This is a genomic window from Kitasatospora kazusensis, from assembly GCF_039529945.1.
Classification (GTDB): Bacteria; Actinomycetota; Actinomycetes; order Streptomycetales; family Streptomycetaceae; genus Kitasatospora; species Kitasatospora kazusensis.
The window spans coordinates 14,113-38,951 of the sequence record NZ_BAAANT010000040.1; the positions used below are offsets into that span (position 1 = coordinate 14,113).

The 24,839-nt window shown below is 73.1% G+C and carries 25 protein-coding genes; 12 read left to right on the plus strand and 13 right to left on the minus strand.

The genetic code is table 11. The features are described from left to right. Nucleotides 1–322 precede the first annotated feature (322 nt). Both ABD330_RS25915 and ABD330_RS25920 read left to right on the plus strand, forming a co-directional pair. On the plus strand, nucleotides 323–1,510 hold the full coding sequence (locus tag ABD330_RS25915) for an alpha/beta hydrolase (protein WP_344468410.1): 1,188 nt from the start codon (nucleotides 323–325) through the stop codon (nucleotides 1,508–1,510). A 551-nt stretch (nucleotides 1,511–2,061) separates the two neighbouring features. Then, nucleotides 2,062–2,454, plus strand: coding sequence for a hypothetical protein (locus tag ABD330_RS25920; protein WP_344468411.1), 393 nt, complete (start codon nucleotides 2,062–2,064; stop codon nucleotides 2,452–2,454). A gap of 45 nt (nucleotides 2,455–2,499) precedes the next feature. Here ABD330_RS25920 and ABD330_RS25925 read toward each other — a convergent pair whose 3' ends face one another. Further along, nucleotides 2,500–3,459, minus strand: coding sequence for a helix-turn-helix transcriptional regulator (locus ABD330_RS25925; protein WP_344468412.1), 960 nt, complete (start codon nucleotides 3,457–3,459; stop codon nucleotides 2,500–2,502). A gap of 105 nt (nucleotides 3,460–3,564) precedes the next feature. On the opposite strand from ABD330_RS25925, the gene ABD330_RS25930 reads away from it, so the two are divergent. Beyond that, nucleotides 3,565–4,140 (plus strand): TIGR03086 family metal-binding protein, encoded by a 576-nt coding sequence (locus tag ABD330_RS25930; RefSeq protein WP_344468413.1) that lies wholly within the window; start codon nucleotides 3,565–3,567, stop codon nucleotides 4,138–4,140. A 77-nt stretch (nucleotides 4,141–4,217) separates the two neighbouring features. On the opposite strand, the gene ABD330_RS25935 is transcribed toward ABD330_RS25930, so the two are convergent. Beyond that, nucleotides 4,218–5,222, minus strand: coding sequence for an aldo/keto reductase (locus ABD330_RS25935; RefSeq protein ID WP_344468414.1), 1,005 nt, complete (start codon nucleotides 5,220–5,222; stop codon nucleotides 4,218–4,220). Continuing rightward, complete coding sequence (locus tag ABD330_RS25940; protein WP_344468415.1) at nucleotides 5,219–5,716, minus strand: MerR family transcriptional regulator; 498 nt, start codon at nucleotides 5,714–5,716, stop codon at nucleotides 5,219–5,221. Before ABD330_RS25940 ends, ABD330_RS25935 begins: the two co-directional genes overlap by 4 nt. A 108-nt stretch (nucleotides 5,717–5,824) precedes the next feature. Between ABD330_RS25940 and ABD330_RS25945 the strand changes: the two genes are divergently transcribed. Further along, nucleotides 5,825–6,658, plus strand: coding sequence for a serine hydrolase domain-containing protein (locus ABD330_RS25945; RefSeq protein ID WP_344468416.1), 834 nt, complete (start codon nucleotides 5,825–5,827; stop codon nucleotides 6,656–6,658). Nucleotides 6,659–6,834: 176 nt separating this feature from the next. On the opposite strand, the gene ABD330_RS25950 is transcribed toward ABD330_RS25945, so the two are convergent. Next, nucleotides 6,835–7,611, minus strand: coding sequence for a pirin family protein (locus ABD330_RS25950; protein ID WP_344468417.1), 777 nt, complete (start codon nucleotides 7,609–7,611; stop codon nucleotides 6,835–6,837). Between the two features lie 316 nt (nucleotides 7,612–7,927). Between ABD330_RS25950 and ABD330_RS25955 the strand changes: the two genes are divergently transcribed. From ABD330_RS25955 to fabF, 5 genes are all read left to right on the plus strand, one after another. Further along, the gene (locus tag ABD330_RS25955; protein WP_344468456.1) at nucleotides 7,928–9,058 is read left to right on the plus strand and encodes a PucR family transcriptional regulator; all 1,131 of its coding nucleotides are present in this window, start codon (nucleotides 7,928–7,930) and stop codon (nucleotides 9,056–9,058) included. Nucleotides 9,059–9,148: 90 nt separating this feature from the next. Then, nucleotides 9,149–10,093, plus strand: a complete 945-nt coding sequence (locus tag ABD330_RS25960) for an ACP S-malonyltransferase (protein WP_344468418.1) — start codon at nucleotides 9,149–9,151, stop codon at nucleotides 10,091–10,093. Next, complete coding sequence (locus ABD330_RS25965; RefSeq protein WP_344468419.1) at nucleotides 10,090–11,148, plus strand: beta-ketoacyl-ACP synthase III; 1,059 nt, start codon at nucleotides 10,090–10,092, stop codon at nucleotides 11,146–11,148. Before ABD330_RS25960 ends, ABD330_RS25965 begins: the two co-directional genes overlap by 4 nt. Nucleotides 11,149–11,259: 111 nt before the next feature. Then, the gene (locus ABD330_RS25970; RefSeq protein WP_280714534.1) at nucleotides 11,260–11,508 is read left to right on the plus strand and encodes an acyl carrier protein; all 249 of its coding nucleotides are present in this window, start codon (nucleotides 11,260–11,262) and stop codon (nucleotides 11,506–11,508) included. Between the two features lie 174 nt (nucleotides 11,509–11,682). After that, nucleotides 11,683–12,951 carry a beta-ketoacyl-ACP synthase II gene (gene fabF / locus ABD330_RS25975; RefSeq protein WP_344468420.1) on the plus strand — a complete coding sequence of 423 codons (1,269 nt, stop codon included), beginning with the start codon at nucleotides 11,683–11,685 and terminating at the stop codon, nucleotides 12,949–12,951. A gap of 68 nt (nucleotides 12,952–13,019) precedes the next feature. Here the strand turns inward: fabF and ABD330_RS25980 are convergent, their stop codons facing one another. Continuing rightward, the gene (locus ABD330_RS25980; protein ID WP_344468421.1) at nucleotides 13,020–13,514 is read right to left on the minus strand and encodes a DUF3145 domain-containing protein; all 495 of its coding nucleotides are present in this window, start codon (nucleotides 13,512–13,514) and stop codon (nucleotides 13,020–13,022) included. A gap of 430 nt (nucleotides 13,515–13,944) precedes the next feature. Next, nucleotides 13,945–14,970: an NADP-dependent oxidoreductase gene (locus tag ABD330_RS25985; RefSeq protein WP_344468422.1), complete on the minus strand. Its 1,026-nt coding sequence runs from the start codon at nucleotides 14,968–14,970 to the stop codon at nucleotides 13,945–13,947. Nucleotides 14,971–15,087: 117 nt separating this feature from the next. Between ABD330_RS25985 and ABD330_RS25990 the strand changes: the two genes are divergently transcribed. Continuing rightward, nucleotides 15,088–15,603 carry a MarR family winged helix-turn-helix transcriptional regulator gene (locus ABD330_RS25990; protein WP_425555639.1) on the plus strand — a complete coding sequence of 172 codons (516 nt, stop codon included), beginning with the start codon at nucleotides 15,088–15,090 and terminating at the stop codon, nucleotides 15,601–15,603. Between the two features lie 146 nt (nucleotides 15,604–15,749). After that, complete coding sequence (locus ABD330_RS25995) at nucleotides 15,750–17,285, plus strand: LCP family protein (RefSeq protein WP_344468423.1); 1,536 nt, start codon at nucleotides 15,750–15,752, stop codon at nucleotides 17,283–17,285. Between the two features lie 42 nt (nucleotides 17,286–17,327). On the opposite strand, the gene ABD330_RS26000 is transcribed toward ABD330_RS25995, so the two are convergent. The 3 genes from ABD330_RS26000 to ABD330_RS26010 form a co-directional block, all read right to left on the minus strand. After that, the gene (locus ABD330_RS26000; RefSeq protein WP_344468424.1) at nucleotides 17,328–18,263 is read right to left on the minus strand and encodes a 1-aminocyclopropane-1-carboxylate deaminase/D-cysteine desulfhydrase; all 936 of its coding nucleotides are present in this window, start codon (nucleotides 18,261–18,263) and stop codon (nucleotides 17,328–17,330) included. A gap of 44 nt (nucleotides 18,264–18,307) precedes the next feature. Then, nucleotides 18,308–19,036, minus strand: a complete 729-nt coding sequence (locus ABD330_RS26005; protein ID WP_344468425.1) for a class F sortase — start codon at nucleotides 19,034–19,036, stop codon at nucleotides 18,308–18,310. Nucleotides 19,037–19,178: 142 nt separating this feature from the next. After that, entirely contained in the window at nucleotides 19,179–19,733 is a 555-nt protein-coding gene (locus tag ABD330_RS26010) for a hypothetical protein (protein ID WP_344468426.1), read from the minus strand. A gap of 323 nt (nucleotides 19,734–20,056) precedes the next feature. Between ABD330_RS26010 and ABD330_RS26015 the strand changes: the two genes are divergently transcribed. Then, nucleotides 20,057–20,905 (plus strand): polysaccharide deacetylase family protein, encoded by an 849-nt coding sequence (locus tag ABD330_RS26015; RefSeq protein WP_344468427.1) that lies wholly within the window; start codon nucleotides 20,057–20,059, stop codon nucleotides 20,903–20,905. 39 nt (nucleotides 20,906–20,944) lie between these two features. Here the strand turns inward: ABD330_RS26015 and ABD330_RS26020 are convergent, their stop codons facing one another. The 4 genes from ABD330_RS26020 to ABD330_RS26035 form a co-directional block, all read right to left on the minus strand. Beyond that, nucleotides 20,945–21,589: a response regulator gene (locus ABD330_RS26020; protein ID WP_344468428.1), complete on the minus strand. Its 645-nt coding sequence runs from the start codon at nucleotides 21,587–21,589 to the stop codon at nucleotides 20,945–20,947. 32 nt (nucleotides 21,590–21,621) lie between these two features. Then, entirely contained in the window at nucleotides 21,622–22,950 is a 1,329-nt protein-coding gene (locus tag ABD330_RS26025) for a sensor histidine kinase (RefSeq protein ID WP_344468429.1), read from the minus strand. Nucleotides 22,951–22,973: 23 nt separating this feature from the next. Then, entirely contained in the window at nucleotides 22,974–23,723 is a 750-nt protein-coding gene (locus ABD330_RS26030; protein WP_344468430.1) for an ABC transporter permease, read from the minus strand. Nucleotides 23,724–23,802: 79 nt separating this feature from the next. Then, nucleotides 23,803–24,711, minus strand: a complete 909-nt coding sequence (locus ABD330_RS26035) for an ABC transporter ATP-binding protein (RefSeq protein WP_344468431.1) — start codon at nucleotides 24,709–24,711, stop codon at nucleotides 23,803–23,805. Nucleotides 24,712–24,839 lie beyond the last annotated feature (128 nt).

The following is a 24,839-nucleotide window of genomic DNA, read 5'->3' on the forward strand; positions in this document are numbered from 1 at the left end:
GGCCGCCACCTGGGGGGGGAATCCTCCGGAAACCCGAGGGAAGCCTCCGCAAACGCCCGGAGGGCTCGACGCGATCGGGACCGGTACGGCAAGATCCAGTACAGCAAGATCCGCTACAGCGGAGCCCGGATGCCAGGGTTCCGTTACTGCGGACGGGCGCCGAACAGGCCGGAACCGGCCTGTGAGGCTTCCCACAGTTTAGACTCTGCTCGCCCACTGCTCCCAGCACCTACGCTGGCTGACGAGCAGTAGGCAGTTAGCAGTCGAACCGCCATCGGGCCCGGCCCGCTGTGAAGATCAAGGGTCCGAGGGAGTTGGCGCCATGCAGCGCAGGCGGGTCAAGCGCATCCTGATAGGTGTCTTCGCGGCCTCTGCCGTCCTGGTGGACGCCGGTGCGGCCGCGGCCCAGGCCGCCGCCGCCAACGAGCAGGTCGCCATCACCACCCCGCCGGCCGGCAGCGCCGCCTGGACGGCGGACCACTCGCTCGGCCGGTCCCTGCCGGACCCGGCCACCGCCGACGCCCGGACGGTCGCCGCCTTCTTCGCCTCGATCACCCCCGAGCAGGCCACCCGGCTGATCGCCGAGTACCCGCTGGTCGTCGGCAACCTCGACGGCGCGCCGCTCGCGCTGCGCTACCAGGCCAACCGGGTCGCCATCGCCGCCGAGATCGACCGCGTCCGCGCCCAGGCCAACGACCGCACGCTGGACTCCACCACCCGCGCGCTGGCCGAGTCCCGCGTCAACGACAGCACCGCGCTGCTGGCCAAGGGCCGCCAGATCCTGGCCTTCGACCCGCGCGGACGCGGCCTGGTCAGCGAGGTGTACGGCGACCTCGGCACCGCCCAGCGGGTCGCCGTCCTGGTGCCCGGCTCCGACGCCGACCTGGCCCACTTCGACCAGTCCGCCGACCCGCTGCGCTCCCCCGCCGGGATGGCCCGCGCCCTGGTCGCCGAGGAGCACCGGCAGTCCCCGGACGGCCACACGGCCGTCATCGCCTGGACGGGGTACGTCACCCCCTCCGGCCTCGGCCCGGACGCCGTCACCTCGCGACTGGCCGACGTCGCGGCCCCCCGCCTGGAGCGCCTGCTCGGCGGGCTCGCCGTCACCAGCGCGCCGGACTCCCCGCCCACCCTGTTCTGCCACAGCTACGGCTCGGTGGTCTGCGGCGTGGCCGCCCCGAAGATCCACGACGGCGCGGGCGCCACCGACCTGGTCGTCTTCGGCAGCCCGGGCATGGGCGTCCAGGACGCCTCCGAACTGGGCAGCGGCGTCCGGGTCTGGGCGACCCGCAACCCCAGCGACTGGATCGGCAACGTCCCGTACCTGGAGGTCGGCGGCCTCGGCCACGGCGCCGACCCGACCGGCGCGGACTTCGGCGCCGAGGAGATCTCCTCCGCCGGAGCCGCCGGCCACACCGGCTACCTGGCCGCCAACACCGCCAGCCTGCACAACTTCGGCGCCATCGCGCTCGGGCTCTACCAGAGCGTCAGCCACCCGTCGGCCGGCTAGTCCGGGGCTTGTACGGAGCCTGTGCGGAGCCCGGCCGGGGCCCAGCAAGAGCCTGTCCGGCGGAGTGGGCAGGGGTCCGGCATAGGCTTTCATGATGCGGGGACTGGCTAAAATTCATCTCAGCTGAAATCCGGAGCCGCTCCGGGCCTCGGAGCGGTCATGGCCGCCCGCCCGAGGCGTTCGTACACCCGACGGGCCTGGTCGAACCTCCCCGGCCCGCACCGACGACGCCGGCCCCGGCCACCCGCCACGGCGCCCCACCGCCGCCGCCCCGCCTCGCAGGACACCTCGGCGGGGCCGCCCGAGAACCCCTCGCCCGGCCCGGCATCAGGCCCCTGACCAGCGAGTTCGTTGACTCTCCCGGGCGAGGCCGAAGGGCGGCCCGGGCCGGATCCGGCCATTCCGCTCCCCCGGGCGCCGATCGGTCCGACACCCCTGTACGACGAACTGACCAACTGTCAGAGTCGGCACAGCGAAACCCACCAGGGACGCGACCCAGGCACCCGACGTACACCCCCACGTCAACCGCCCATCTGGCATCGGGAGTTCACATGAGCCTTCGCTCCATACGCACGAAGACCGGCCGCGTCGCACTGACCGGCGCCGGCGCCGCGCTGGCCTGCTCCGCCGCACTCGTCGCCGCGCCGGCCGCCCAGGCCGCGCCGGCCACCATCAGCGCCTCGCTCTCCTGCTTCGCGGAGGGCACCGGCGGGAACTCCGGTGACATCGAGTGCGGTCTCACGACCTCCGCCGTCTCGCCGTTCACGGTGAGCTGGTCGGCCGACAACTACTACAAGATCGTCGCCAACTACCCGGACGACTTCATGGTCACCTGCGGGAGCTCCTGGTACCCCGTCACGATCACCGCCACCATCACCGACGCCACCGGGTCGCAGACCTCGGTGACCACCCGGCAGATGTGCAAGACCGGCGGCCCGGTCTGACCCACCCTCCTGCGGGCCGGCCGCCCCGGCCGGCCCGCAGTGCCGTCAGTCCGCGTACAACTCGGTGATCTCCGCCGCCACCCGGGCCAGTTCGGCGCGGGCCTCCGGCGGTGCGAGCACCTCCAGGTCGGCCCCGTACGGCAGCAGCACCCGGACGGCACCGAGCACCTCGAAGCCGAACTCCAGCTCCGTCCAACCGTCTTCGGCCGGCCCCGGCTCCGAGACCAGCAGGCCCGCGTGGATCCGCAGCAGCATCTCCAGCCGCCGGCTGTGGACCCGGGCCGACACCCGGACCCCGACCGCCCGCCGTTCGACCTGCTCGCGCAGCACCGCCCAGACCTCGGCCAGGCCGGCCCCGTCCCGGCGCCGGACCGGCTCCTCCCGGGCCACCGCCGTCAGGATCCGCTCCACCCGGAACAGCCTCGGCTCGGCCGCCAGATCCGCCACCAGGTACCAGACACCCGCCTTGCTCACCAGTCCGTACGGGTCGACCAGGTACTCGCTCGGCGCGGGCGCGCCGCTGTGCCGGTAGCGCAGCGCCAACCGCCGGTCGGTGAGTACGGCGTGCTGCAGTTCGCCCAGTTCGACGGCGCCGGAGGGTGCCGGGCGCTGCCAGCGGTGCGGGTCGACCAGGATGCGCTCGCTGGTCCGTTCGGCGGCCGGGCGGTGCGGGGCCGGCAGCGCGGCCATCACCTTGCGCAGGGCCGAGCCGATCGCGCTGCCGAGCCCGAGCGCGTCGTGCGCGCCCTGCGAGGCGAGGACGAACAGTGCGCGGGCCTCGTCGCTCGTCAGCCCGGTGACGTCGGTGCGGTAGCCGGGCAGCAGGTTGATCCCGCCGTGCCGTCCACGCTCGGCCCAGACCGGCACCCCGGCCGCCGAGAGCGCGTCGACGTCCCGGTAGACGGTCCGGACGGAGACCTCCAGCCGCTCGGCGAGCTCGGCCGCCGGGACCTGCCCCCGGGTCTGGAGCAGCAGCAGGATCGAGAGCAGACGGTCGGCTTTCACGGACCGAAGAGTAATACCTGACACAAGATGTCAGGTATCTCCGGGAGAGTGCTCCTCGTAGGACAGCACGCAGGAAATCCCGTACAAAGCCGAGGAGTTGCCCCCATGGACGCCACCACCGACCTCCGCCCGCTGTACCAGGACGCCGCCGACCAGCTGGCGAAGCTGATCGACGCCGTCACGCCGGAGCAGCTCGGACTGCCCACTCCCTGCGAGGAGTTCGACGTGCGGGCGCTGCTCAGCCACACCGTCGGCGGGATGCACCGCGCCGCGTACATCGGCGAGGGCGGGCACCCCACGGACGTGGCCGCGCTGGTCGGCGAGGCCGCCGACGACGCCTGGCCGGCCGTGCTCGGCCGGGCCCGGGCCCGGATGGCCGCCGCCTGGGCGGACGACGCCACGCTGGAGCGCCCGACGGCGGTGCCGTGGGGCACGGTGCCCGGGCGGGCCGCGCTGGGCGGCTACTTCATGGAGCTGGTCACCCACTCCTGGGACCTGGCGCAGGCGGTCGCCCCCGGCACCGTCCTGGACGAGGAACTGGGCCGCGTCGCGCTCGCGTTCGCCGAGCAGGCGCTGCCCGCCGAACGGCGCGGCCCGGGGGTGCCGTTCGGCCCCGTCCGCCCGGCCCCGGCCGACGCCGACCCCACCACCCGGCTGGCCGCCTGGCTGGGCCGGGCATAACGGCCGGCCCGGCGGGGGCGCCGGAACCGCGTACCGTCCGCGTGGTTCCGGCGCCCCCGCCGGGCGGTCGGCGGAGGTTACTCGCGCCCCGCCGAGGTGAAGGTCATGTCGGCGTAGCGGTTGCCGGTGACCTGGCCGGCGATCGGCTCCAGGGCGGCGAGCTCCTCGGCGGTGAGCCGCAGGGTCGCGGCGGCGGTGTTCTCGGCGAGGCGGGTGCGCTTGCGGGTGCCGGGGATCGGCACGACCGTCAGGCCGTGCACCTCGGCGCGCTGCTGCACCCAGGCGAGCGCGACCTGTGCGGCGCTGACGCCCCGGCCGGCGGCGATCTTCTGGATCGGGGCCACCAGGGCGGCGTTCGCGGCGGCGTTGGGGCCGCTGAACTGCGGGTGCTGGCGGCGGTAGTCGTCCTTGCTGAGCTCCTCGGCGGCGGCGAAGGCCCCGGTGAGGAAGCCCCGCCCGAGCGGCGAGTACGGGACGAACGCGACACCGAGTTCGGCGGCGGCCGGGACGGCGGTGTCCTCGACGTCCCGGGAGAAGATCGACCACTCGGACTGCACGGCGGCGATCGGGTGCACCGCGTACGCCTCGCGCAGCTCGTCCCCGGTCACCTCGGAGAGCCCCAGGTGACGGACCTTGCCGGCCTGCACCAGCTCCGCCATCGCCCCGACCGACTCGGCCAGCGGGACGGCGGGGTTGCGGCGGTGCATGTAGTACACGTCGATGACGTCCACGCCCAGGCGGCGCAGCGAGGCGTCCACCGCGGTGCGGATGTAGGCCGGCTCGTTCCGGATCCCCCGGTAGGCCGGGTCGTCCGCGCGGCGCTCGATGGCGAACTTGGTGGCCAGCACGACCCGCTCGCGGTTGGCCCGGACGAACGGGCCGATCAGCTCCTCGTTGGCGCCGGCGCCGTAGATGTCGGCGGTGTCGAAGAGGGTGACGCCCAGCTCCAGGGCGGAGTCCAGCGTCGCCAGCGCCTCGTCGGCGTCGGTCGGGCCGTAGAACTCGCTCATGCCCATGCAGCCGAGGCCCTGGATGCCGACGGTGGGACCGTTGGTGCCGAGGGCGGCGGTGGGAAGGCTCATGCGCTCAGTTTCCTGTCTGTCTGACCGTCCGGCTGACTGCCTGCCGGACTGCGGGCCTGGAGTTGGGAGTACAGATCGATCTTGTAGTCGAGCACCGCGAGGGTCGCGTGCAGGTCGGCGAGCTTCTGCCGGACCTCCTCACGGTGCTCGACCAGCAGGTCGCGCCGCGCGTCGAAGGTCTGCTCGCCGGCCCGGACCAGCTCCACATAGCGGAGCATCTGGGCGACCGGCATGCCGGTCAGCCGCAGCCGTCCGAGGAAGGCGAGCCTGGCCAGGTCCGCGTCGCTGTAGAGCCGCCGGCCGGAGTACGAGCGGTCGACCGGGTCGAGCAGGCCGATCCGCTCGTACCAGCGCAGGGTGTGGACACTCAGGCCGCTGGCCGTGGCCACCTCGCCGATGCTGTGGCGGGGCGACCGGTCCGGATCGGTGTCCGGTGCGTCGAACACCTCGCCGCAGGTGAGCAGGTCGACGCGGATCGGTGCGAGCGTTGCCATCGTGGTACCCCCGGTTGTCTGCGGTGAACAAGAAGCTACTGACCTAGAGCGCACTCCAAGCAAGCCTCCCACTCGGGGCGTGTCGGGCCGAATGACTAAAGTCGCCCCATGCAGAGCTTGCGGATGATCGAGGACTGGCCCGCGCCGAACGCGGCGACCGCGGTGGTACGAGGCGCGGACGGCGCGCTGCTGGGGGAGAACGGGCCGCAGGAGCGGCTGTTCCCGCTGGCGTCGGTGACCAAGCTGCTCACCGCGTACACCGTGCTGGTGGCGGTCGAGGAGGGCGTGTTCGAGCTGGACGACCCGGCGGGTCCGGAGGGGTCGACCGTACGGCACCTGCTGGCGCACACCTCGGGACTGGCCTTCGACGAGCACCGGGTGATGGCCGCGCCCGGCACCCGGCGGCTGTACTCGAACGCCGGGTTCGACGTGCTGGCCGAGACGCTCACCACCGCGTCCGGCATCCACTTCGCGCAGTACGCGGCGGAGGCGGTGTTCGAACCGCTGGGGATGCGGGCGACGCTGCTCAACACCGCGCACCGCTCCCCGGCGGGTGCGGGCGGTCTCTCCACGGTGGCCGACCTCGCGCGGTTCGCCGCCGAGCTCCAGGCACCCAAGCTGCTGGACCCGTCGACCGTCCGGTCCGCCACCCGCGAGGTCGCCTTCCCCGGCCTCAGCGGCGTCCTGCCCGGTTTCGGACACCGCCGCCCCAACGACTGGGGCCTCGGCTTCGAGATCCGCGGCGACAAGTCCCCGCACTGGACCGGCGCGAGCAGCTCGCCGCAGACCTTCGGGCACTTCGGCCAGTCCGGCACCTTCCTCTGGGTCGACCCGGTCGCGGACGCGGCCTGCATCGCCCTGACCGACCTCGACTTCGGCCCCTGGGCGGCGGAGGCCTGGCCGCCCTTCACCGACGCGGTGCTCGCCGAACTCGGCGGCTGACGGGTCCCCCCAGGGGCGCGGGGAACTGCGCGACCGAGGCACAACGTACGTCGACGGTTGATCGCGCAGTTCCCCGCGCCCCTGCTGTGGTTGCCCGTGTGCCCACAGATCACGCGGCGCCCCTGCTGTGGTTGACCGGTTGCGTACGCGCACCCCGCGCCCCTGGGGGGTTGCCCTCAGCCGTACGAGACCGCCGAGTGCATCTCAAGGAGCAGCAGCTCCGCCCCCTCCGGCCCCGCCATCGGGTCGGCGAACGCGGGGCCGGTGGCGCGGACGCTGTCGCCGGGCGACATGGAGTGGCCGGCGCCGTGCGGGCCGGGCACGGTGCGGTAGCCGAGGCCGCCCGCCGTCAGGTGGAGGTAGCGGTACGGCGCCTCCGGCAGCGTCGGCAGCTGCTCCCAGGGGCCGGCCGTGACCAGGTACAGCGCCGCGTCGCTGCGGCGCAGCCGCAGTGCGGCGGACCCGGCGTGCCGGGGCAGCCCGGAGGCCAGCAGGGTCAGGCCGTCGGGCTCGGGCTCGACCCGGCGCAGCCCGTACACGGGTGGTGCGTCGAAGGTGTCGGGCTGGAGCCACAGCTGGAGGAAGCGCACCGGCACCTGGGCGCCGCCCACGTTGCGCTCCGTGTGGGTGACACCGGAGCCGGCGCCGAGGTGCTGGAGCATGCCCGGGCGGACGACGCCCGCGTGGCCGTCGCCGTCGCGGTGGGCGAGTGCGCCCTCGACCACCCAGGTGAGGATCTCGGTGTCCCGGTGCTTGTGCTCGTCGAAGCCCGCGCCGGGGGCCAGGGTCTCCTCGTTGCAGGCCAGCAGGGCTCCGAAGTGGGTGTTCTTCGGGTCGTAGTGCCCCGCGAAGGAGAACGCGTGCCGGGTCTCGATGCCCTCGGCGGGCTCGGAGCGGTAGCGTTCGGCGGCGCGGCGGAGGTCGGCCCGGGGCCGGGTGGAAGCGTCGGTCACGGCCACCACCGTATCGGGTGTGACCGGGGCCACCGGGCCTATCCGGTGGGGGCGTGCGCGAGCACCGGCCGCGGTGAGGCAGTCTTGTCCTGTGCCAGCCGCTTCAGCGAATTCCGACAAGAAGACCGCAGCCAAGAGGACCGCCGCCAAGAAGGCCGCGCCCGGCGAGGCCGCGTCCGCGAGCCCGGCGGGCGGCGGAGCCCCGGACGGCAAGGGCCCGGAGGCGAAGGCCCCCGCCCGGCGCGGACGCCTCACGGCCCAGGAGCGCCGGCTCGCCACCGAGCGGGCCGAACTCCGTGCCGCGACGCTCAAACGGCTGGAGAAGTCCTCGGGCAAACTCGCCACCGCCGCGATCGCCAGGATGGACGACCAGTTGGGCTGGTACCGGCGGATGCCGCCGGAGCACCGCTCCTGGATCGGACTGGTCGCGCAGGCCGGTATCGCCGCCTTCACCGAGTGGTACCGGCGCCCGGACGCGCCGCAGGCGATCAGCACGGACGTGTTCGGCACCGCGCCGCGCGAGCTGACCCGGGCGATCACCCTGCGGCAGACCGTCGAGCTGATCCGCACCACGATCGAGGTGATGGAGGAGGCCATCGAGGAGGTGGCCGCCCCGGGCGACGAGGCCGGGATGCGCGAGTCGGTGCTGGTCTACGCCCGGGAGATCGCCTTCGCGACCGCCCAGGTCTATGCCCAGGCCGCCGAGGCGCGCGGTGCCTGGGACGCCCGGCTGGAGGCGCTGGTCGTCAACTCGCTGCTGTCCGGCGACGCGGACGAGGGCGTGCTCTCGCGCGCCGCCGCGCTCGGCTGGGGCCAGCCGAGCAAGGTGCTGGTGATCATGGGCAGCGCCCCGGACGGGGACAGCGAGTTGGTGGTCGAGGCGATCCGGCGGGCCTCCCGGTACGCCAAACTCCACGTCCTCACCGGCGTGTTGGGCAAGCGGCTGGTGGTCGTGGTGGGCGGCGACAAGGAGCCGGTGCACGCCGCGCGGGCCCTGATCGGCCAGTTCGCCCCCGGCCCGGTGGTGGTCGGCCCGACCGTCGGCGACCTGCTGTCGGCGACCAGGTCCGCCCACGCCGCCGCGGCGGGCCTCAAGGCGTGCGCCGCCTGGCCGGACGCACCGCGCCCGGTCCTGGCGGACGATCTGCTGCCCGAACGCGCCCTGGCGGGCGACCAGGCCGCCCGGCGCCAGCTGGTGGAGGAGATCTACACACCGCTGGACGAGGCCGGTTCGGCACTCCTGGAGACGCTGAGCGTCTACCTGGAACAGGCCTCCTCCCTGGAGGGTGCGGCCCGGATGCTCTTTGTGCACCCGAACACCGTGCGCTACCGGCTGAGACGTGTGACTGACGTCACGGGCTATGCTCCCTCCGACGTGCGTTCGGCCTTCACCCTGCGCATCGCACTTGCGCTGGGCCGTCTCGGATCGGTCGTCGAACAGGGATGACCGGGCTGTAGGGAATCCACAAACCGACGTGCTTTTCTTCGTTACCGTCGCCTACCCGCCCCCGGGCGCCCGGCGAGAGAGGGTTGAACCGTGCTCGTAATCGTTGCCCCCGGACAGGGTGCCCAGACCCCCGGCTTCCTCAGCTCCTGGCTGGAGCTGCCCGGCACGGACGACCAGCTCCAGCGCTGGTCCGCCGTCGCCGGGCTCGACCTTGTCCGCTTCGGTACCGAGGGCAGCGAGGAGGAGATCAAGGACACCGCCGTCGCCCAGCCCCTGCTGGTGGCGGCCGGTCTGCTCACCGCGCGCGCCCTGTTCCCGGACGAGGCGGAGGCCCGCAAGCTGGTCGGCGCGGTCGCCGGCCACAGCGTCGGTGAGATCACCGCCGCCGCCGGTGCCGGTGTGCTCAGCGCACACGACGCCCTCACCTTCGTCCGCGAGCGCAGCCTCGCGATGGCCGACGCCGCCGCCCTCACCCCGACCGGGATGGCCGCCCTGCTGGGCGGCGACCCGGAGGCCGTCGCGGCCAAGCTGGCCGAACACGGCCTGACGGCGGCGAACAACAACGGCGGCGGCCAGATCGTCGCGGCCGGCACGCTGGACCAGCTGGCGGCGCTCCGGGCCGACCCGCCGGCCGGCTCCCGGGTGATCGCGCTGAAGGTCGCCGGTGCGTTCCACACCCAGCACATGACCCCCGGCGTCGAACGGCTCGCCAACCTGGCGCCGAGCCTGACCGTCGCCGACCCGCAGGTCGCCTACGTCTCGAACAAGGACGGCGAGGTCGTCGCGTCCGGTGCCGAGGTGCTCAGCCGCCTGGTGTCGCAGGTCTCCAACCCGGTCCGCTGGGACCTGTGCATGGAGACGCTCCAGCAGCTGGGTGCCACCGCAGTGATCGAGCTGGCTCCGGCCGGCACTCTCACCGGCCTGGTCAAGCGCAACCTCAAGGGTGTGGCGACGCTTGCCCTCAAGACCCCCGCCGACCTCGACAAGGCGCGTGCGCTGGTCGAGGAGCACGGCGGTCAGGAGCGCGTCGCATGAGCAACCCCGAGACACCCGCCGCCTCTGGTGCCCCGCGGATCCGGCCGAGCTCCGGCGCCGCGTACGCGCGGATCCACGGCGTGGGCGGCTACCGTCCCGTCCGGGTGATCCCGAACACCGAGGTGCTGGAGTGGATCGACTCCTCGGACGAGTGGATCCGCAGCCGCAGCGGCATCGCCGAGCGCCGCTGGGCGGGCCCGGAGGAGACCGTCGCCGAGATGTCGGTGCAGGCCGCCGGCAAGGCGATCGCGCAGGCCGGGATCGCCCCCGAGCGGATCGGCGGCGTGATCGTCGCGACCGTCTCGCACCTCAAGCAGACTCCGGCCATCGCCACCGAGATCGCCCAGCGGCTCGGCTGCGGCACCGCGCCGGCCTTCGACATCTCGGCGGCCTGCGCGGGCTTCGGCTACGGTCTGAGCCTGGCCGACGGCATGGTGCGCGGCGGCAGCGCCGAGTACGTGCTGGTGATCGGCGTGGAACGGCTCAGCGACCTCACCGATGTGACGGACCGTTCGACGGCCTTCATCTTCGGCGACGGCGCGGGCGCCGCGATCGTCGGCCCGTCCGACACCCCCGGCATCGGCAAGGTGATCTGGGGTTCGGACGGTTCGCAGAAGGACGTGATCTCGCAGACCCAGGCCTGGGACACCGCCTTCGCCAAGGAGGACGCCGTCAACGGCACGGGCACCGAGATCAAGTGGCCCGCGCTCCGGATGGAGGGCCAGGCGGTCTTCCGCTGGGCCGTCTGGGAGATGGCGAAGGTGGCCCAGCAGGCGCTGGACGCCGCCGGTATCACCGCCGACCAGCTCGGCGCCTTCATCCCCCACCAAGCGAACATGCGCATCACCGACGCGATGATCAAGAAGCTGCAGCTGCCCGACTCGGTGCCCGTCGCCCGCGACATCACCGAGACCGGCAACACCTCCGCGGCGTCCATCCCGCTGGCGATGGAGCGCATGTTGGAGAGCGGCGAAGCGAGAAGCGGGGACCTCGCGCTGATCATCGGCTTCGGGGCGGGTCTGGTCTACGCCGCGACAGTCGTTACTCTCCCCTAGGCGTCACCGCCTGCAAGACCACCGTGCCCCGCACCCGCGGGCGCGGGGCAGAAAACCTGCCGACTGCCCACCCGGGCAGTGGGCGACCAACAGTGAAGAGGAGCAGCCACTATGGCTACCAAGGCAGAGGTCCTGGAAGGTCTCGCTGAGATCGTCAACGAGATCGCCGGTATCCCGGCCGAGGACGTCGAGCTCGACAAGTCCTTCACCGACGACCTGGACGTCGACTCGCTGTCCATGGTCGAGGTCGTCGTGGCCGCCGAGGAGCGCTTCGAGGTGAAGATCCCGGACGACGAGGTCAAGAACCTCAAGACCGTCGGCGACGCCGTGGACTTCATCCTCGCCAACGCCGACGTCTGACAGTCAGCGTCCGTCGGACCCCGTCCGACGACTCGCCGGCCTCCGTGGCCGGCCGGTCCGGCCGGGGGGCTTCCCGCTCCCCGGCCGGCCACCCGCACCACTCACTCCCGCACTACCCGCACCACCCTCGGCCTTTCGCCACCACCCCTGCCACACGTGAAAGAAGAAGAACCAGTGACCGCTGAAAATCGCACCGTGGTCGTCACAGGTATCGGCGCCTTCACGCCGCTGGGCGGCGACGCCGCCTCGTTCTGGGAGGGCCTGCTCGACGGCCGTTCCGGCGTGGGCCCGCTGACCGAGGAGTGGGCCGCAGACCTGCCCGTCCGGATCGCCGCCCGCGTGGCCGTCGAGCCGGGCGAGATCCTGCCGCGTCCGCTGACCCGCAAGCTGGACCGGTCGGCGCAGTTCGCGCTGATCGCCGCTCGCGAGGCCTGGGCCGACGCCGGCTTCGAGGTGTCCGCCACCGACGAGTCCTCCAAGCTCGCCCCCGAGCGGCTGGGCGCCGTGATCGCCTCCGGCATCGGCGGCGTGACCACCCTGCTCGACCAGTACGACGTGCTGAAGGAGAAGGGCGTCCGCAAGGTCTCCCCGCACACCGTCCCGATGCTGATGCCCAACTCCCCGGCGGCCAACGTCGGCCTGGAGGTCGGCGCCCGCGCGGGTGTGCACACCCCCGTCTCCGCCTGCGCCTCCGGCGCCGAGGCGATCGGCTACGCGATCGAGATGATCCGTACCGGCCGCGCCGACGTGGTGGTCGCCGGTGGCACCGAGGCGGCCATCCACCCGCTGCCGATCGTGGCCTTCGCCAACATGATGGCGATGTCCAAGAAGAACGACGACCCGCAGCACGCCTCCCGCCCGTACGACAAGGCCCGCGACGGCTTCGTGCTCGGCGAGGGCGCCGGCGTGGTCGTGCTGGAGTCCGAGGCGCACGCCGCCGCACGCGGCGCACGGGTCTACTGCGAGGCCGTCGGCCAGGGCCTCTCCTCCGACGCCCACCACATCGCCCAGCCCGAGCCGACCGGCGCCGGTGTCGCCCGTGCGATCGCCGACCTGTTCGAGCGCAACGAGCTCGACAAGGCCGAGGTCGTGCACGTCAACGCGCACGCCACCTCCACCCCGCAGGGTGACGTCGCGGAGCTGAAGGCCCTGCGCAAGGAGCTCGGCGAGCACCTCGATCACATCGCGGTCTCCGCGACCAAGTCGATGACCGGCCACCTGCTGGGCGGCGCCGGCGGCATCGAGACCGTCGCCACCGTGCTGGCGCTCTACCACCGCCTGGCCCCGCCGACCGTCAACCTGGACGACCTGGACGACGAGGTGGACGCGGACATCGTCCGCGTCGAGCCCCGCAAGCTGGCCCAGGAGGGCCGGATCGCGGCGCTGAACAACTCGTTCGGCTTCGGCGGCCACAACGTGGTGCTGGCCTTCCGCACCGTCTAGCCGACGTCGGCCACGACAGGGGCGCGGGGAACTGCACGAAACGTTCCCCGCGCCCCGACTCGTACCGCTCAGACCACCTGGTGGAGCCACCGCACCGGCGCACCCTCGCCGGCGTAGCGGAAGGGTTCGAGCTCGTCGTCCCAGGGCTTGCCGAGCAGGCGGGCCAGGTCGGCCTCCAGGTCGGTGCCCTCGGTCTTGGCCCGCAGCAGGACGGCCCGCAGCCGGTCCTCGGGGATCAGGATGTCGCCGTGCATGCCGGTGACGGCGTGGAAGATCCCCAGCGTGGGCGTGCTGCTGTAGCGCTCGCCCTCGGCCGTCGGGCAGGGCTCGCTGGTCACCTCGTAGCGCATCAACTGCCAGCCGCGCAGGGCGGAGGCGAGCTTCGAGGCGGTGCCGGGCTCTCCCTGCCAGGAGAGCTCGGAGCGCCAGTGGCCGGGCGCGGCCGGCTGGCGGATCCAGTCGAGGCTGACCCGCACGCCGAGCACGCCCGCCACCGCCCACTCGACGTGCGGGCACAGCGCGCGGGGCGCGGAGTGGATGTACAGGACACCACGTGTCGTCACCGGGACCTCCAGGCTGTGGACGAGGGTCGCCTTCCCCAGCTGCCTCGTACGCGTTGCCGGTCGTGTCCTGCTGTCTGACTACCCAGTGCCCCTGTGGGACCCAACTTATTCGACATTAGGTCATCAAGTTGAGCAAAACGGACAAGCTTTCACCCCATGCTAGTCGGATCCCCGGCAGGGTCCACCCCTCACCCGGATCTCTCCCCCGAACGGCCCCATCGAGGACGGACCCACCGTAGCGGCCGCGCCGGGAGGTCACATGACGGTCCGTCGGAAAGGCCAGAATTCACCTCCACGCACGCCCGTACGCGAACAGCCCCCGCAGACGGATCTGCGGGGGCTGTCGGCCCGGTACGGCCGATGACGGTGCATCAGGTCCGGGCGGGGCACCGTGCCGACGCCGCCCGGGAGGGGGCCGGCGGGGCGGTGGTCAGGAGGCGAGCCGGATGACCATCTTGCCGGTGTTGTCACCGCGCAGCAGGCCGAGGAAGGCGTCCACCGCGCTGTCGACGCCCTGGGTCACCGTCTCGCGGTACTTCAGCTCGCCCGAGCGCACCCACGCCGAGACCTCCTCGACGAACTTCGGCTGGAGGTCGTAGTGGTCACCGACGAGCAGCCCCTCCATCCGGAAGCGCTTGGCGATGATCTGCGCGAGGTTGCGCGGGGCCGGGGTGGGCTCGGTGGCGTTGTACTGCGAGATCATGCCGCAGGCCACGATGCGGCCGTGCAGGTTCAGCACGTCGATGGCCGCTTCGAGGTGGTCGCCGCCCACGTTGTCGAAGTACACGTCGATGCCGTCGGGCGCGGCCGCCCGGAGCTGCTCGGCGACCGGGCCGTTCTTGTAGTTGAACGCGGCGTCGAAGCCGTACTCCTCCACCAGGAGCTTGACCTTGTCGTCGGAACCGGCCGAGCCGATCACCCGTGCCGCGCCCTTCAGCTTGGCGATCTGCCCGACGATGCCGCCCACGGCACCGGCCGCGCCGGACACGAACACCACGTCGCCGGCCTTGACCTCCGCGATCCGGGTCAGCCCCGCGTAGGCGGTCAGGCCCGGCATGCCCAGCACGCCCAGGAAGGCGGAGAGCGGCGCGGCGTCCGGATCCACCTTGACGGCCGTCCTGGCGTCGAACGTCGCGTACTCGCGCCAGCCGAAGTAGTGCAGGACGTGGTCGCCCTCGGCGAAGCCCTCCGCCTGCGAGGCGACGACGCGGCCGACCGCGCCGCCCAGCATCGGCTTGTCCAGTTCGTACGGGTCCGCGTAGGACTTGCGCGCCGACATCCGTCCGCGCATGTACGGGTCGACGGACAGGTACTCGTTGCGGACCAGGATCTCCCCCGGGCCCGGCTGCCGGACGGGGGCCTCGACCAGGGCGAAGTCCTCGGTTGTGGGCCAGCCCTGCGGACGCGCCGCCAGGTGCCACTCGCGGCCGACTGCGGGCGTTGCGTGCTCCGACATCGTTCTGCTCCCTCGGGACGTTCTCCGTAGCAGCGGCCCACCTGAAAGGTTGACCATATAAAGCAATCGTGGACATGAAAGGTTCACGTTGTCAAATGTTCAGCTAGACTGACTGCCATGGAGCAGACTGCCGTGGAGACCCCCAGCACGGAGACCCCCGCCGCGGAGAGCACGCCGGCCCCGGCCGGCCGGCCGCCCGCCGACGCGATCACCCGCGAGGTCGTGGATCTCATGGCGGGCCTGGTCGCCCTCTTCCACCGCGAGTACGAGGAGGCCGCCGCCGCCCGCTCGCTCACCGGCGCGCAGGCCAAGGTGCTCGCGCTGCTGCGGCGCGGCCCGATGCCGATGCGGCACATCGCCCAGACGCTGAGCTGCGAGCCCTCCAACATCACCGGGATCGTCGACCGCCTGGAGGCCCGCGGCTTCGTCACCCGCCAGGCGGACCCCCAGGACCGCCGGGTCAAGCTGGTGGCCGCGACCGAGGCGGGCGGCTCCGCGAGCGAGGAGCTGCGCGAGTCGCTCAACTTCGCCCGCGAGCCGCTGGCCACGCTCGACGATCAGGAGCGGACGACGCTGCGGGACCTGCTGCGCCGGATGCTCGAAGGCGCCGGCCCGGAGACCGACCGCACCTGAGGTACCGTCGACCATCATCGGTCGAACATAATTCTGTATCGAGTCGCACACACGTGTGACCGAATGCCGCTGCGAACCGTCTAACTGGTGAGACCCGCACCAGCCAACCGGGCTTCACCCGAGCGGCCGTACAGAGAGTGCTGATGATGACCGACGTCAAGAGCCCGCCCGCCACCGGCTCCGGCCGTTCTCCGCGGGCGCGGCTGGCACGGGCCGCCGGTGCGACGGCCGCGGTGGCCCTGCTGGCCGCCGGCGGGGCCGGGGCCTGGTTCTACCAGCACCTCAACAACAACATCACCACCTTCGACCCCAGCGGCATCGCCAGCAGCCGCCCGCCGGCCGCCCTCCCGGCGCCCGCGCCCAGCGGCGGCACCGGCAACAGCAGCGGACCGCCCGTCAACGTCCTGGTGCTCGGCTCCGACTCACGGTCCAACGGCAACAACAGCCTCGGCGGCGGCGATGTGGGCGTCGGCAACTCCGACACCGCGATCCTGGTGCACGTCTACGGCGACCACCGGCACGCCGTAGCCGTCTCGATCCCCCGCGACACTCTGGTCACCATCCCGCCCTGCCGGCTGCCCAGCGGGCACTGGACCTCCCCGCACACCGACCAGATGTTCAACTCGGCCTTCAGCGTGGGCGAGTACGCCGCCGGCAACCCGGCCTGCACCCAGAACACCGTGGAGACCCTCACCGGCCTCCGGGTGGACCACACCGTGGTGGTCGACTTCAGGGGCTTCGCCGCGATGACGGACGCCGTGCACGGCGTCGACGTCTGCGTGCCGAACGACGTCGACGCGTACGGGATCAAGCTCGCCAAGGGCCGGCAGACCGTCTCCGGGCAGCAGGCACTGGACTACGTCCGCGCCCGGCACGGCTTCGGCGACGGCTCCGACATCGGCCGGGTCAAGCGCCAACAGGCCTTCCTCTCCTCGCTCTTCAAGAAGGTGCAGGGCCAGGGCTTCGACCTGACCACGCTGCTGCCGCTCGCCGACGCCGCGACCAAGTCGCTGACCGTCGACCCCGGTCTCGGCAGCGCACTCAAGCTGGCCGACTTCGCGCAGTCGCTGCGCAACATCAAGCTGAACGACATCAGCTTCGTCACCGCGCCGTGGCAGTACGAGGGCGAGCGCATCCGGCTGGTCCAGCCGGACGCGGGGGTGCTCTGGAACCTGCTGCGGCAGGACCGCACGCTCGACAACCTGAGCAGCCCCGCCCCCGGCGCGGGCTCCAGCTCCGGCCCCACCCCGGCACCCACTCCGTCGGCGTCCGCCACGATCAACCCCGACACCCCGGTGGTGATCGTCAACGGCGCCGGGACGGGCGGCCTCGCCCGTCAGGCCGCCAACGCACTCAAGGCCAAGGGCTACCAGAACATCACCCTCGGCGCCGACACCCCCGGCGGCCGCACCACCGTGATCGGCTACGCCGCCGACCAGTACGCCGCCGCCCAGCAGATCGCCGCGGACTTCCCCGGCGCCGAGCTCCGGGCCGACCCGTCGAGCGACGGCGTCACCGTCACCCTCGGCCGGGACTACGCCCCGGACGGCTCGGGTGCCTCGGACGGCTCGGGTGCCTCGGGGGCCGACTCGACGGCCCTCCCGACCAGCCTGCCGAGCGGCATCACCTCGAACACCCGCAACGCGGGCAGCGACCTCTGCTCCGACCTGAGCTTCGGCTGACCGGCCCCGCCCGGGGAACCTCCCGGACCCGGACCCGGACGGCTACGCCCGCACCGGGTCCGGGAGACCGGTGACCACCACCGTCACCCGGGTGCCGGGGCGGAACTCCCCGGCGGCGGCCAGCTCGTGGACGGCCAGCAGCGCCTTCGCCACGTACCGGCGCTCCACCGCGACCCCGTGCCGCTGCTCGAACCGGGCCGCGAATGCCTCCAGTTCGGCCGGGACCCGTCCGTAGCCGCCCCCGTGGTGGCCGTGGTGGATCCGCCAGTTGGCGAACTGCCTTCCGTAGGCGGCCTGGTGGAGCGCCGAGACCTCGCGTTCCAGATACCCCTCGCCCCGCAGCACCGCCACCCCGAGGGCCCGCGCGCCCGGCGGCAGGCCGGCCGCCACACCGGCCAGCGTGCCGCCGGTGCCGACCGGGCAGCAGAGCACGTCCTGCTCCCCGAGATCCGGGATCTCGGCCGGAATCCCGGCGGCGCCGGTCACGGCCAGGGCGTTGGAGCCGCCCTCGGGCAGGACCAGCCGCCGCCCGTCGCCATGCGCACCGCCCGCACCGCGCTCCTCGGGGCGCCCGTCCGCGCCCCGGACCAGCTCCCGGTAGCGCTCCCGCGAGACGAACCGCAGTTCCATCCCGTCCGCCTCAGCCGCCCGCAGCGACCAGTTGCGCGGCCGCGCGGCCAGCTCGTCGCCCCGGATCACCCCGACGCTGGACAGCCCCAACTCCCGTGCGGCAGCGGCCGTCGCACGGATGTGGGTGGAGTAGGCGCCGCCGAAGGTGAGCAGCCCGGTGCGCCCCTGCTCCACCGCCAGGGCCAGGTTGGGCGCGAGCTTGCGCCACTTGTTGCCGGGCACCGTCGGATGCGCGAGGTCGTCCCGCTTGAGCCGCAGCCGCACCCCGGCCCGGGCCAGCACCGGGACGTCCACGGCCGTCAGCGGAGTCGGCAGGGCGGCGGGCGAGAGGACGGCGGGCGGCGGCATCGGCCCAGCATACGGAGGGCGCCCGGCGGGTGCGCGGCGGGCGGTCACGCCTCCGTGGAGGACTGGAGATGGGCGAAGACCACCACGTTCTCGGTGTAGTCCTTGAGCTTGCGGTCGTACGAGCCGCCGCAGGTGATGAGGCGCAGCTGCGCGCTGCCGGTGTCGGCGTACACCTGGGCGTCCGGGAAGGCGTTCTTGGCGAAGGTCTGGGTCGAGTCGACGACGAAGGTCGCGACGGTGCCGTCCTCGCGGGTGATGTCGACGGTGCTGCCGGGGGCCAGCAGGTGCAGCATCAGGAAGACGGCCGGGCCGGTCCTGGTGTCGACGTGACCGGCGACCACCGCGCTGCCGCGCTCGCCGGGCGAGGCTCCGCCGCGGTACCAGCCCACCAGGTTCCGGTCCTCCGGGGCGGGGGCCTCCAGGGACCCGGCGGCGTTCAGGCCCAGCTCGGTGAACGGCGCGTCCAGGAACAGCTGCGGAATCCTCAGCCTGGTCGGCCGGGACCTGGGCAGCGCGGGGCCGACCGGAGCGACCCGGGAGGGCTTGGCGGCGGCCGGTACCCGGGCCGCACCCGCCGGGGCCGCCGCACCCGCCCGGGCTGCCGGGGCCGCCACTCCGGCCGCGGCGGCCGGCGGCGGCAGCACCGCCGGAGCGCCGTCCACGGACTGGTAGATCACCAGCAGTCCGATCGCGGCCGCCCCCATCGCCCAGCGGAAGAGCCGGAGGCTGCCGTCCGGCGCGGGGCCGCCGTCCGCCGGTGACTGACTGTCCATCGTGACGGCGACCTCTCCTCGTACTGGTACTGGTTCGTATGCGCGTGCGCGTGCTCGTGGGCGGCGGCCACGGCCGGACGCGCTGCCGTGGCCGACACCCGGCGGCGGCGACCACGGCAGGACGGTGAGCGGCGCCGTCGGCTCAGGCCGAACCGGTGGCCGAGCCGCGGCGGCGCAGGGCGTACGCGCCGACTCCGATGCCGCCGGCCAGCAGGGCCGCGCCGGAGGCCAGTCCGCCGCCGGAGACGGACAGTGCGCCGCCACCGGTGTGGACGCCGCCGTGCGGCTTCTGGTCCTCCTGCCAGGGGGCGTCCGCCTCGTCGGAGGTCTCCTTGCCGCCCTTCGCGCTGTCGTCTTCCTTCTTGCCGTCGTCCTTCTTCGCGTCGTCCTTGTTCACTTCCTCTTTCTTGCCGTCGTCCTTCTTGGCGTCCTCCTTGACGACCTTCTTGTCGGTCGCGGGCTTGTCCGCCGCGGGCTTCTCCGCCGGAGGCTTGTCCGCCGCGGGCTTGTCGGCGCCCGGCTTGTCGGCCCCGGCCTTCTGCTCGTCGGCCGCCGAGGGCTGGTCCTGCCAGACCTTCTGGTCGTCGACCGTGGCGGACTTCGGCGCCGGCGCGGTGTCCGCGTAGGCGATCGGAGAGCCGAGGGCCAGGACGGCGGCGACGGCCGCTCCGGCGAGGAGGGTGCGTTCAACACGCATGAGACTGATCCTTCCGACGCTCCCGGACGACCGCCGACCATCCGTCGGCTCATGGAATCGTGGTCACGCCTCAATCACCGTCGGTCACAGACCGACCGTGCGCCACCGGCGGCTCGCATCCGGGTGAGAGCCAGGTCGTTCGTGCCCTGCCGACGGAACGTTCCCCGTGGCGGCGCCCGCCCCTCCGGGCAGCGCCACGGCCCGCTCCAATGGCGGAGGCCCGTTGGGCCGTCGGAGTGGCACTGGGCCCCAGTGCGGCACTCGACCGCGTCGGACGGAGAGCACGGGGGACAAATGGGCCCATGTTGTCACATCATCAGATCATGTCCCGCCGACTCCTCCTGAGCGCCGCCGGACTCACCCTGCTGTCCGTCGAAGCCTGCGGGGCCCCGCTGTCGAACGGGAGCAGCGCCGAACACCGCGCCGGCTCCCCCGGTCCACTGCCACCCAACTCCGCTCCGCCCACCCCACCCCCGAGCCCGGCCGCCTCGCCGGTGAACGTGCCGAGTCCGGCCCTGAACGTGCCGAGCCCGGCCCTCGGCCCCGCCACGGCGGCGCCGCGCCCGATGACCGACCCGCTCTTCTCGCTCCCCGCCGCCGCCGGCGCCACCGCCGACAAGCTGGTGGCGCTGACCATCGACGACGGGCCGGACCCCACCCACACCCCCATCGTGCTGGGCATCCTCAAGCAGTTCGGGATCCGGGCCACCTTCTTCCTGGTCGGGGAGAACGCCACCGAGCACCCCGAGCTGGTCCGCGAGATCTCCCAGCAGGGCCACCACCTCGCCAACCACACCTGGACGCACCCGGACCTGCGCCACCTCCCCGAGGCCCAGGTGCGGGACGAACTGGAGCGCACCTCCGACGTCCTGCAGAAGGCCTCCGGCAAACCGCCGACCTGGTTCCGCGCCCCCGGCGGGGACTGGTCGAACGTGGCGCTGCGGACGTGCAGCGAGCTGGGCATGCGGCCGATGGGCTGGTCGGTCGACCCCCGGGACTGGGCCCGCCCGGGCACCTCCAAGATCACCAGCCGGGTGCTGAAGGCCGTCCGGCCGGGTTCGATCGTCCTCAACCACGACGGCGGCGGCGACCGCTCGCAGACCATCGCGGCCATGCGCGCCTACCTGCCGGTACTGATCGACGACGGCTACCTGTTCACCGCGCCCCGGTGAACCGCCCGGCCGGGGCTGCTCACCGCGCACCGGCGCGCACTACCTACGGCCGCCCGGGGTGAGCAGCCCCAGCTCGTAGCCGGCGGCGACCGCCGAGGCCCGGTCCTTGGCCTCCAACTTGGCGTAGATGTGCAGGAGGTGCGTCTTCACGGTGGCCTCGCTGATGAACAGCCGGGCGGCCGCCTCCCGGTTGGTGGCGCCGCTCGCCACCAGCCCCAGCACCTCCAACTCCCGTTGGCTGAGCGGCTCCTCGGCAGGCTTGCGGACCTGGCCGAGCAGCCGGGCGGCCACCGTCGGCGAGATCACCGACGCCCCGGCCGCCGCCGAGCGCACCGCGTGGAACAGCTCCTCGCGGGCGGTGTCCTTGAGCAGGTAGCCGGTGGCCCCCGCCTTCACGGCCGGCAGCACGTCGCCGTCCGTGTCGTACGTGGTGAGCACCAACACCCGGCAGGGCAGGCCCCGTTCGGCCATCGCCCGGATCGCCGAGACCCCGTCCATCCGGGGCATCCGGAGGTCCATCAGCACCACGTCGGGCCGCAGCGACTCGGCCAGCACCAGGGCCTCGGCCCCGTCCCCGGCCTCGCCCACCACCTCGAAGCCCGGGGCGGCGGCGAACATCCCGCGCAGCCCGTCCCGGACCACCGGGTGGTCGTCCACGATGAGCAGTCTGATCAGGTCCGCCACGGATTCCTCCTTCGTCGTGCGCCCCGGCACCGTCACGCGCCCCGGCCGATCGCCGGGACGGCGGCCGACACGGTCGTTCCCACGCCGGGCTCGGTCTCGATCTCCAGCCGGCCGGACAGCCGCTGGACGCGCTGCCGCATCACCGAGAGACCGTAACCCCCGCCCGTACCGCGCGACTCGGGCTCCCGGTCGGGGTCGAAGCCGACCCCGTCGTCGCGGACGTCCAGGGTCACCAGGTCGGTCATGTACGAGAGGGTGAGCCCGACCCGGGAGGCCGCCGCGTGCTTGGCCACGTTGGCCAGCGACTCCTGGGCCGTGCGCAGCAGGGTGACCTCGACCTCGGGGTGCAGCGGGCGGGCGTCCCCGGTGACGGTGAGCGCGGCGGCCGGGGCGCCGTCCCGGGTGTGCCGCTCCTGCCACTGCGTGAGCACCTCGGCGAGGGCGTCCGGCAGGCCGGCCCGCTCCAACTCCTCCGGGCGCAGCGCGTGGACGGCCCGGCGGGCCTGGTCCAGGCTCTCCCGGGCCAGTCGGGCGGCGCTGTCCAGGTGGCGGTGCCAGACCTCGGCGGGCTCCCGCTGCTCGCGGGCCTGGTCGGCCGCCTGGAGCTGGGTGACGATGCCGGCGAGGCCCTGGGCGACGGTGTCGTGCATCTCCCGGGCCATCCGCCGGCGTTCGTCGGCGACGCCCGCCTCCCGGGCCTGGACCAGCAGTTGGGCGTGCAGCCCGGCGTTCTCGGCCAGGGTGGCGGTCAACTTGGCGTTCGCCTCGGCGAGTTCGGCGTTGGCCTGCTGGCGGCGGCGGCTCAGCCGGTCGGTGACCTCGCTCAGCGTGATGATCACACCGACCACCAGCAGGTTGAAGGCGAGGATGGTGAGGAAGCTGGCGATCTGCCGCCCGGTGGTCGGCAGCACCCCGCCGATCTGCGAGAGCGAACTCGGCACGGCGGGCGCCGCCACGCCCAGCACCCGGACGAATCCGCGGAGATGGCGGGCGGCCTGGAGGTAGCCGGAGAAGGCGAAGAAGCCGAACCACGGGTCGCACAGCACCAGCAGCGTGATCAGGGCCAGCAGCGCCGCGAACAGCGGCACGCAGTACAGCGGCCGCTCGGCGGCGGCCGGCCGCCGGTCGAGGGCGGTGCGCAGCAGCAGGCAGACCAGGGCGGCGGCAGCGGCGGGCAGGATGACGGCGGGCGGCCGGGCGGCCGGGGAGGGGATCAGCAGCGCGAGGGCCAGCGAGACCAGCAGTGCGGCGTAGCCGATCGGGCCGAGCGCGCGGTCCAGCCGGTCCTGCCAGTCACCGAGGCTGGTCTCCCCGTCCACGGCCGTCCCCTCCCCTGCGTCGGCACCGGTCACTTCCGTCACACCCGTCACATCAGCCCCTCGGGTCACTCCCACCGGAACAGCTTGGCAGCGGCTCCCCCGGCGACCAGGGCGAACACCGCCAGTGTGACAAGATCCACTCCGTGCGGGAAGTGACCCGTCCAGGCGTCCTGCACGGACTGCACGGCCGCTCCGCTGGGAGTGAAGTCACCGATCCGGCGCAGCATCCCGGGCATCATGTCGCGCGGGATCCAGACGCCCGAGAAGAACATCAGCGGGAAGAACAGCGTCGCACCGATCGCGTTGCCCGCCTTGGCCGACGGCGCGAGGGCGGCGACCAGCAGGCCGAGGGCGAAGAGCGCGGCCGCCGAGAACGCGAAGGCCACCACGAAGCCCGCCACCTGCTTCGGCAGTGACACCCCGCAGAGCACCCCGGCCACCCCGACCAGCAGCAGCGACACCACCGCGACGGCGAGGTAGAGCGGCAGCAGCGCCCCGAGCAGCAGCACCGGCCGCACCGGGCTCGCCGACAACCGCCGCAGCACCCCCTTCTCCCGGTAGCCGGCCAGCACCGGCGGCAGGCCGTTCATCGCCAGCATCAGCAGGGTGAAGACGGCCATGATCGGCGCGTAGAGGTCGATGGTGCTGAGCCCGTGCAGGGCGGCCGAGGTCCTGCGCAGCGCGGGGATCGAACCGAGGATCCCCATCAGCACGACCGGGAAGGCCAGGCTGAAAAACGCCGTCACGGGGTCGCGCAGGAAGAGCTTCGCCTCGGTCGCGGTCAGCCGGCGCAGGGCGTTGCGGGACGTACTCATCTCAACTGTTCCTTTTCCCATGGTCTCTGTGGTCCCTGTGGTCCCTGTGGTCCCTGTGGTCCCCGGCGCGGAGCCGCGGTCAGTTCCGGTGGCCGGTCAGCGCGACGTAGGCGTCGTCCAGGCTGTGTTCCTTGATCCGCAGGCCGGTGACGACCATCCCCCGGCGGGCCAGCAGCCCGGTGACCTCGTCCGCGTAGCCGCCGGTGCCCGACACCACGACGCGTCCGTCGGACTCCTCGACGCCGGTGACGCCCGGCAGGCCCGCCAACTCGGCCGGGTCCAGCGGGCCGCCGGGGCGGAAGCTGAGCGTGCCGCCGATCCCGGAGCGGGCGATCAGCTCGCGCGGCGTACCCGAGGCGACGATCCGGCCGCCGTCCAGCACGGCCGCCCGGTCGCAGAGCGCCTCGACCTCGTCCATGAAGTGCGAGACCAGGACGACCGTCACCCCGCTGTCGCGCACCTGGCGGACCAGCTCCCAGGTGTCCCGGCGGCCCTGCGGGTCCAGCCCGGTGGTCAGCTCGTCCAGGAAGGCCACCTCGGGGTTGCCCACCAGGGCGAGGGCGATGAACAGCCGCTGGCGCAGGCCGCCGGACAGCTTGCCGAACGGCGTCTCCCGGTGGTCGGCCAGGCCCCACTGGGCCAGCAACTCCCGCCGGTCACACGGCCGGGGGTAGAAGGAGGCGTACAGCTCCAGCGCCTCGCCGACCCGCAGCGCGTCCTGCAACTGCGCCTGCTGGAGCTGGACGCCGATCCGCGACCGCAGTTGGGCCGCCTGCCGCACCGGGTCCAGGCCCAGCACCCGGACGCTTCCGCCGTCGGCCCGCCGCAGCCCCTCGCAGCACTCGACGGTGGTGGTCTTCCCGGCGCCGTTCGGCCCGAGCAGCCCGAAGATCTCGCCCTCCGCGACCTGGAACGACACGCCCTCCAGGACGCTCCGCCGCCCGTACGCCTTCCGCAGATCCGCTACCTCGATGACCGGTGTGACCACTTCGACCGACTCCCCTGCCCGCTTGCCGCTTGCCTGCCACGGCTTCTTCCGCCGTGAGACAAGACTCCCCTCCAGCCCAGGGGCCCGGGATCGACCGGTCGGTCACGGTCGCGGGCCACTGCGGTGGA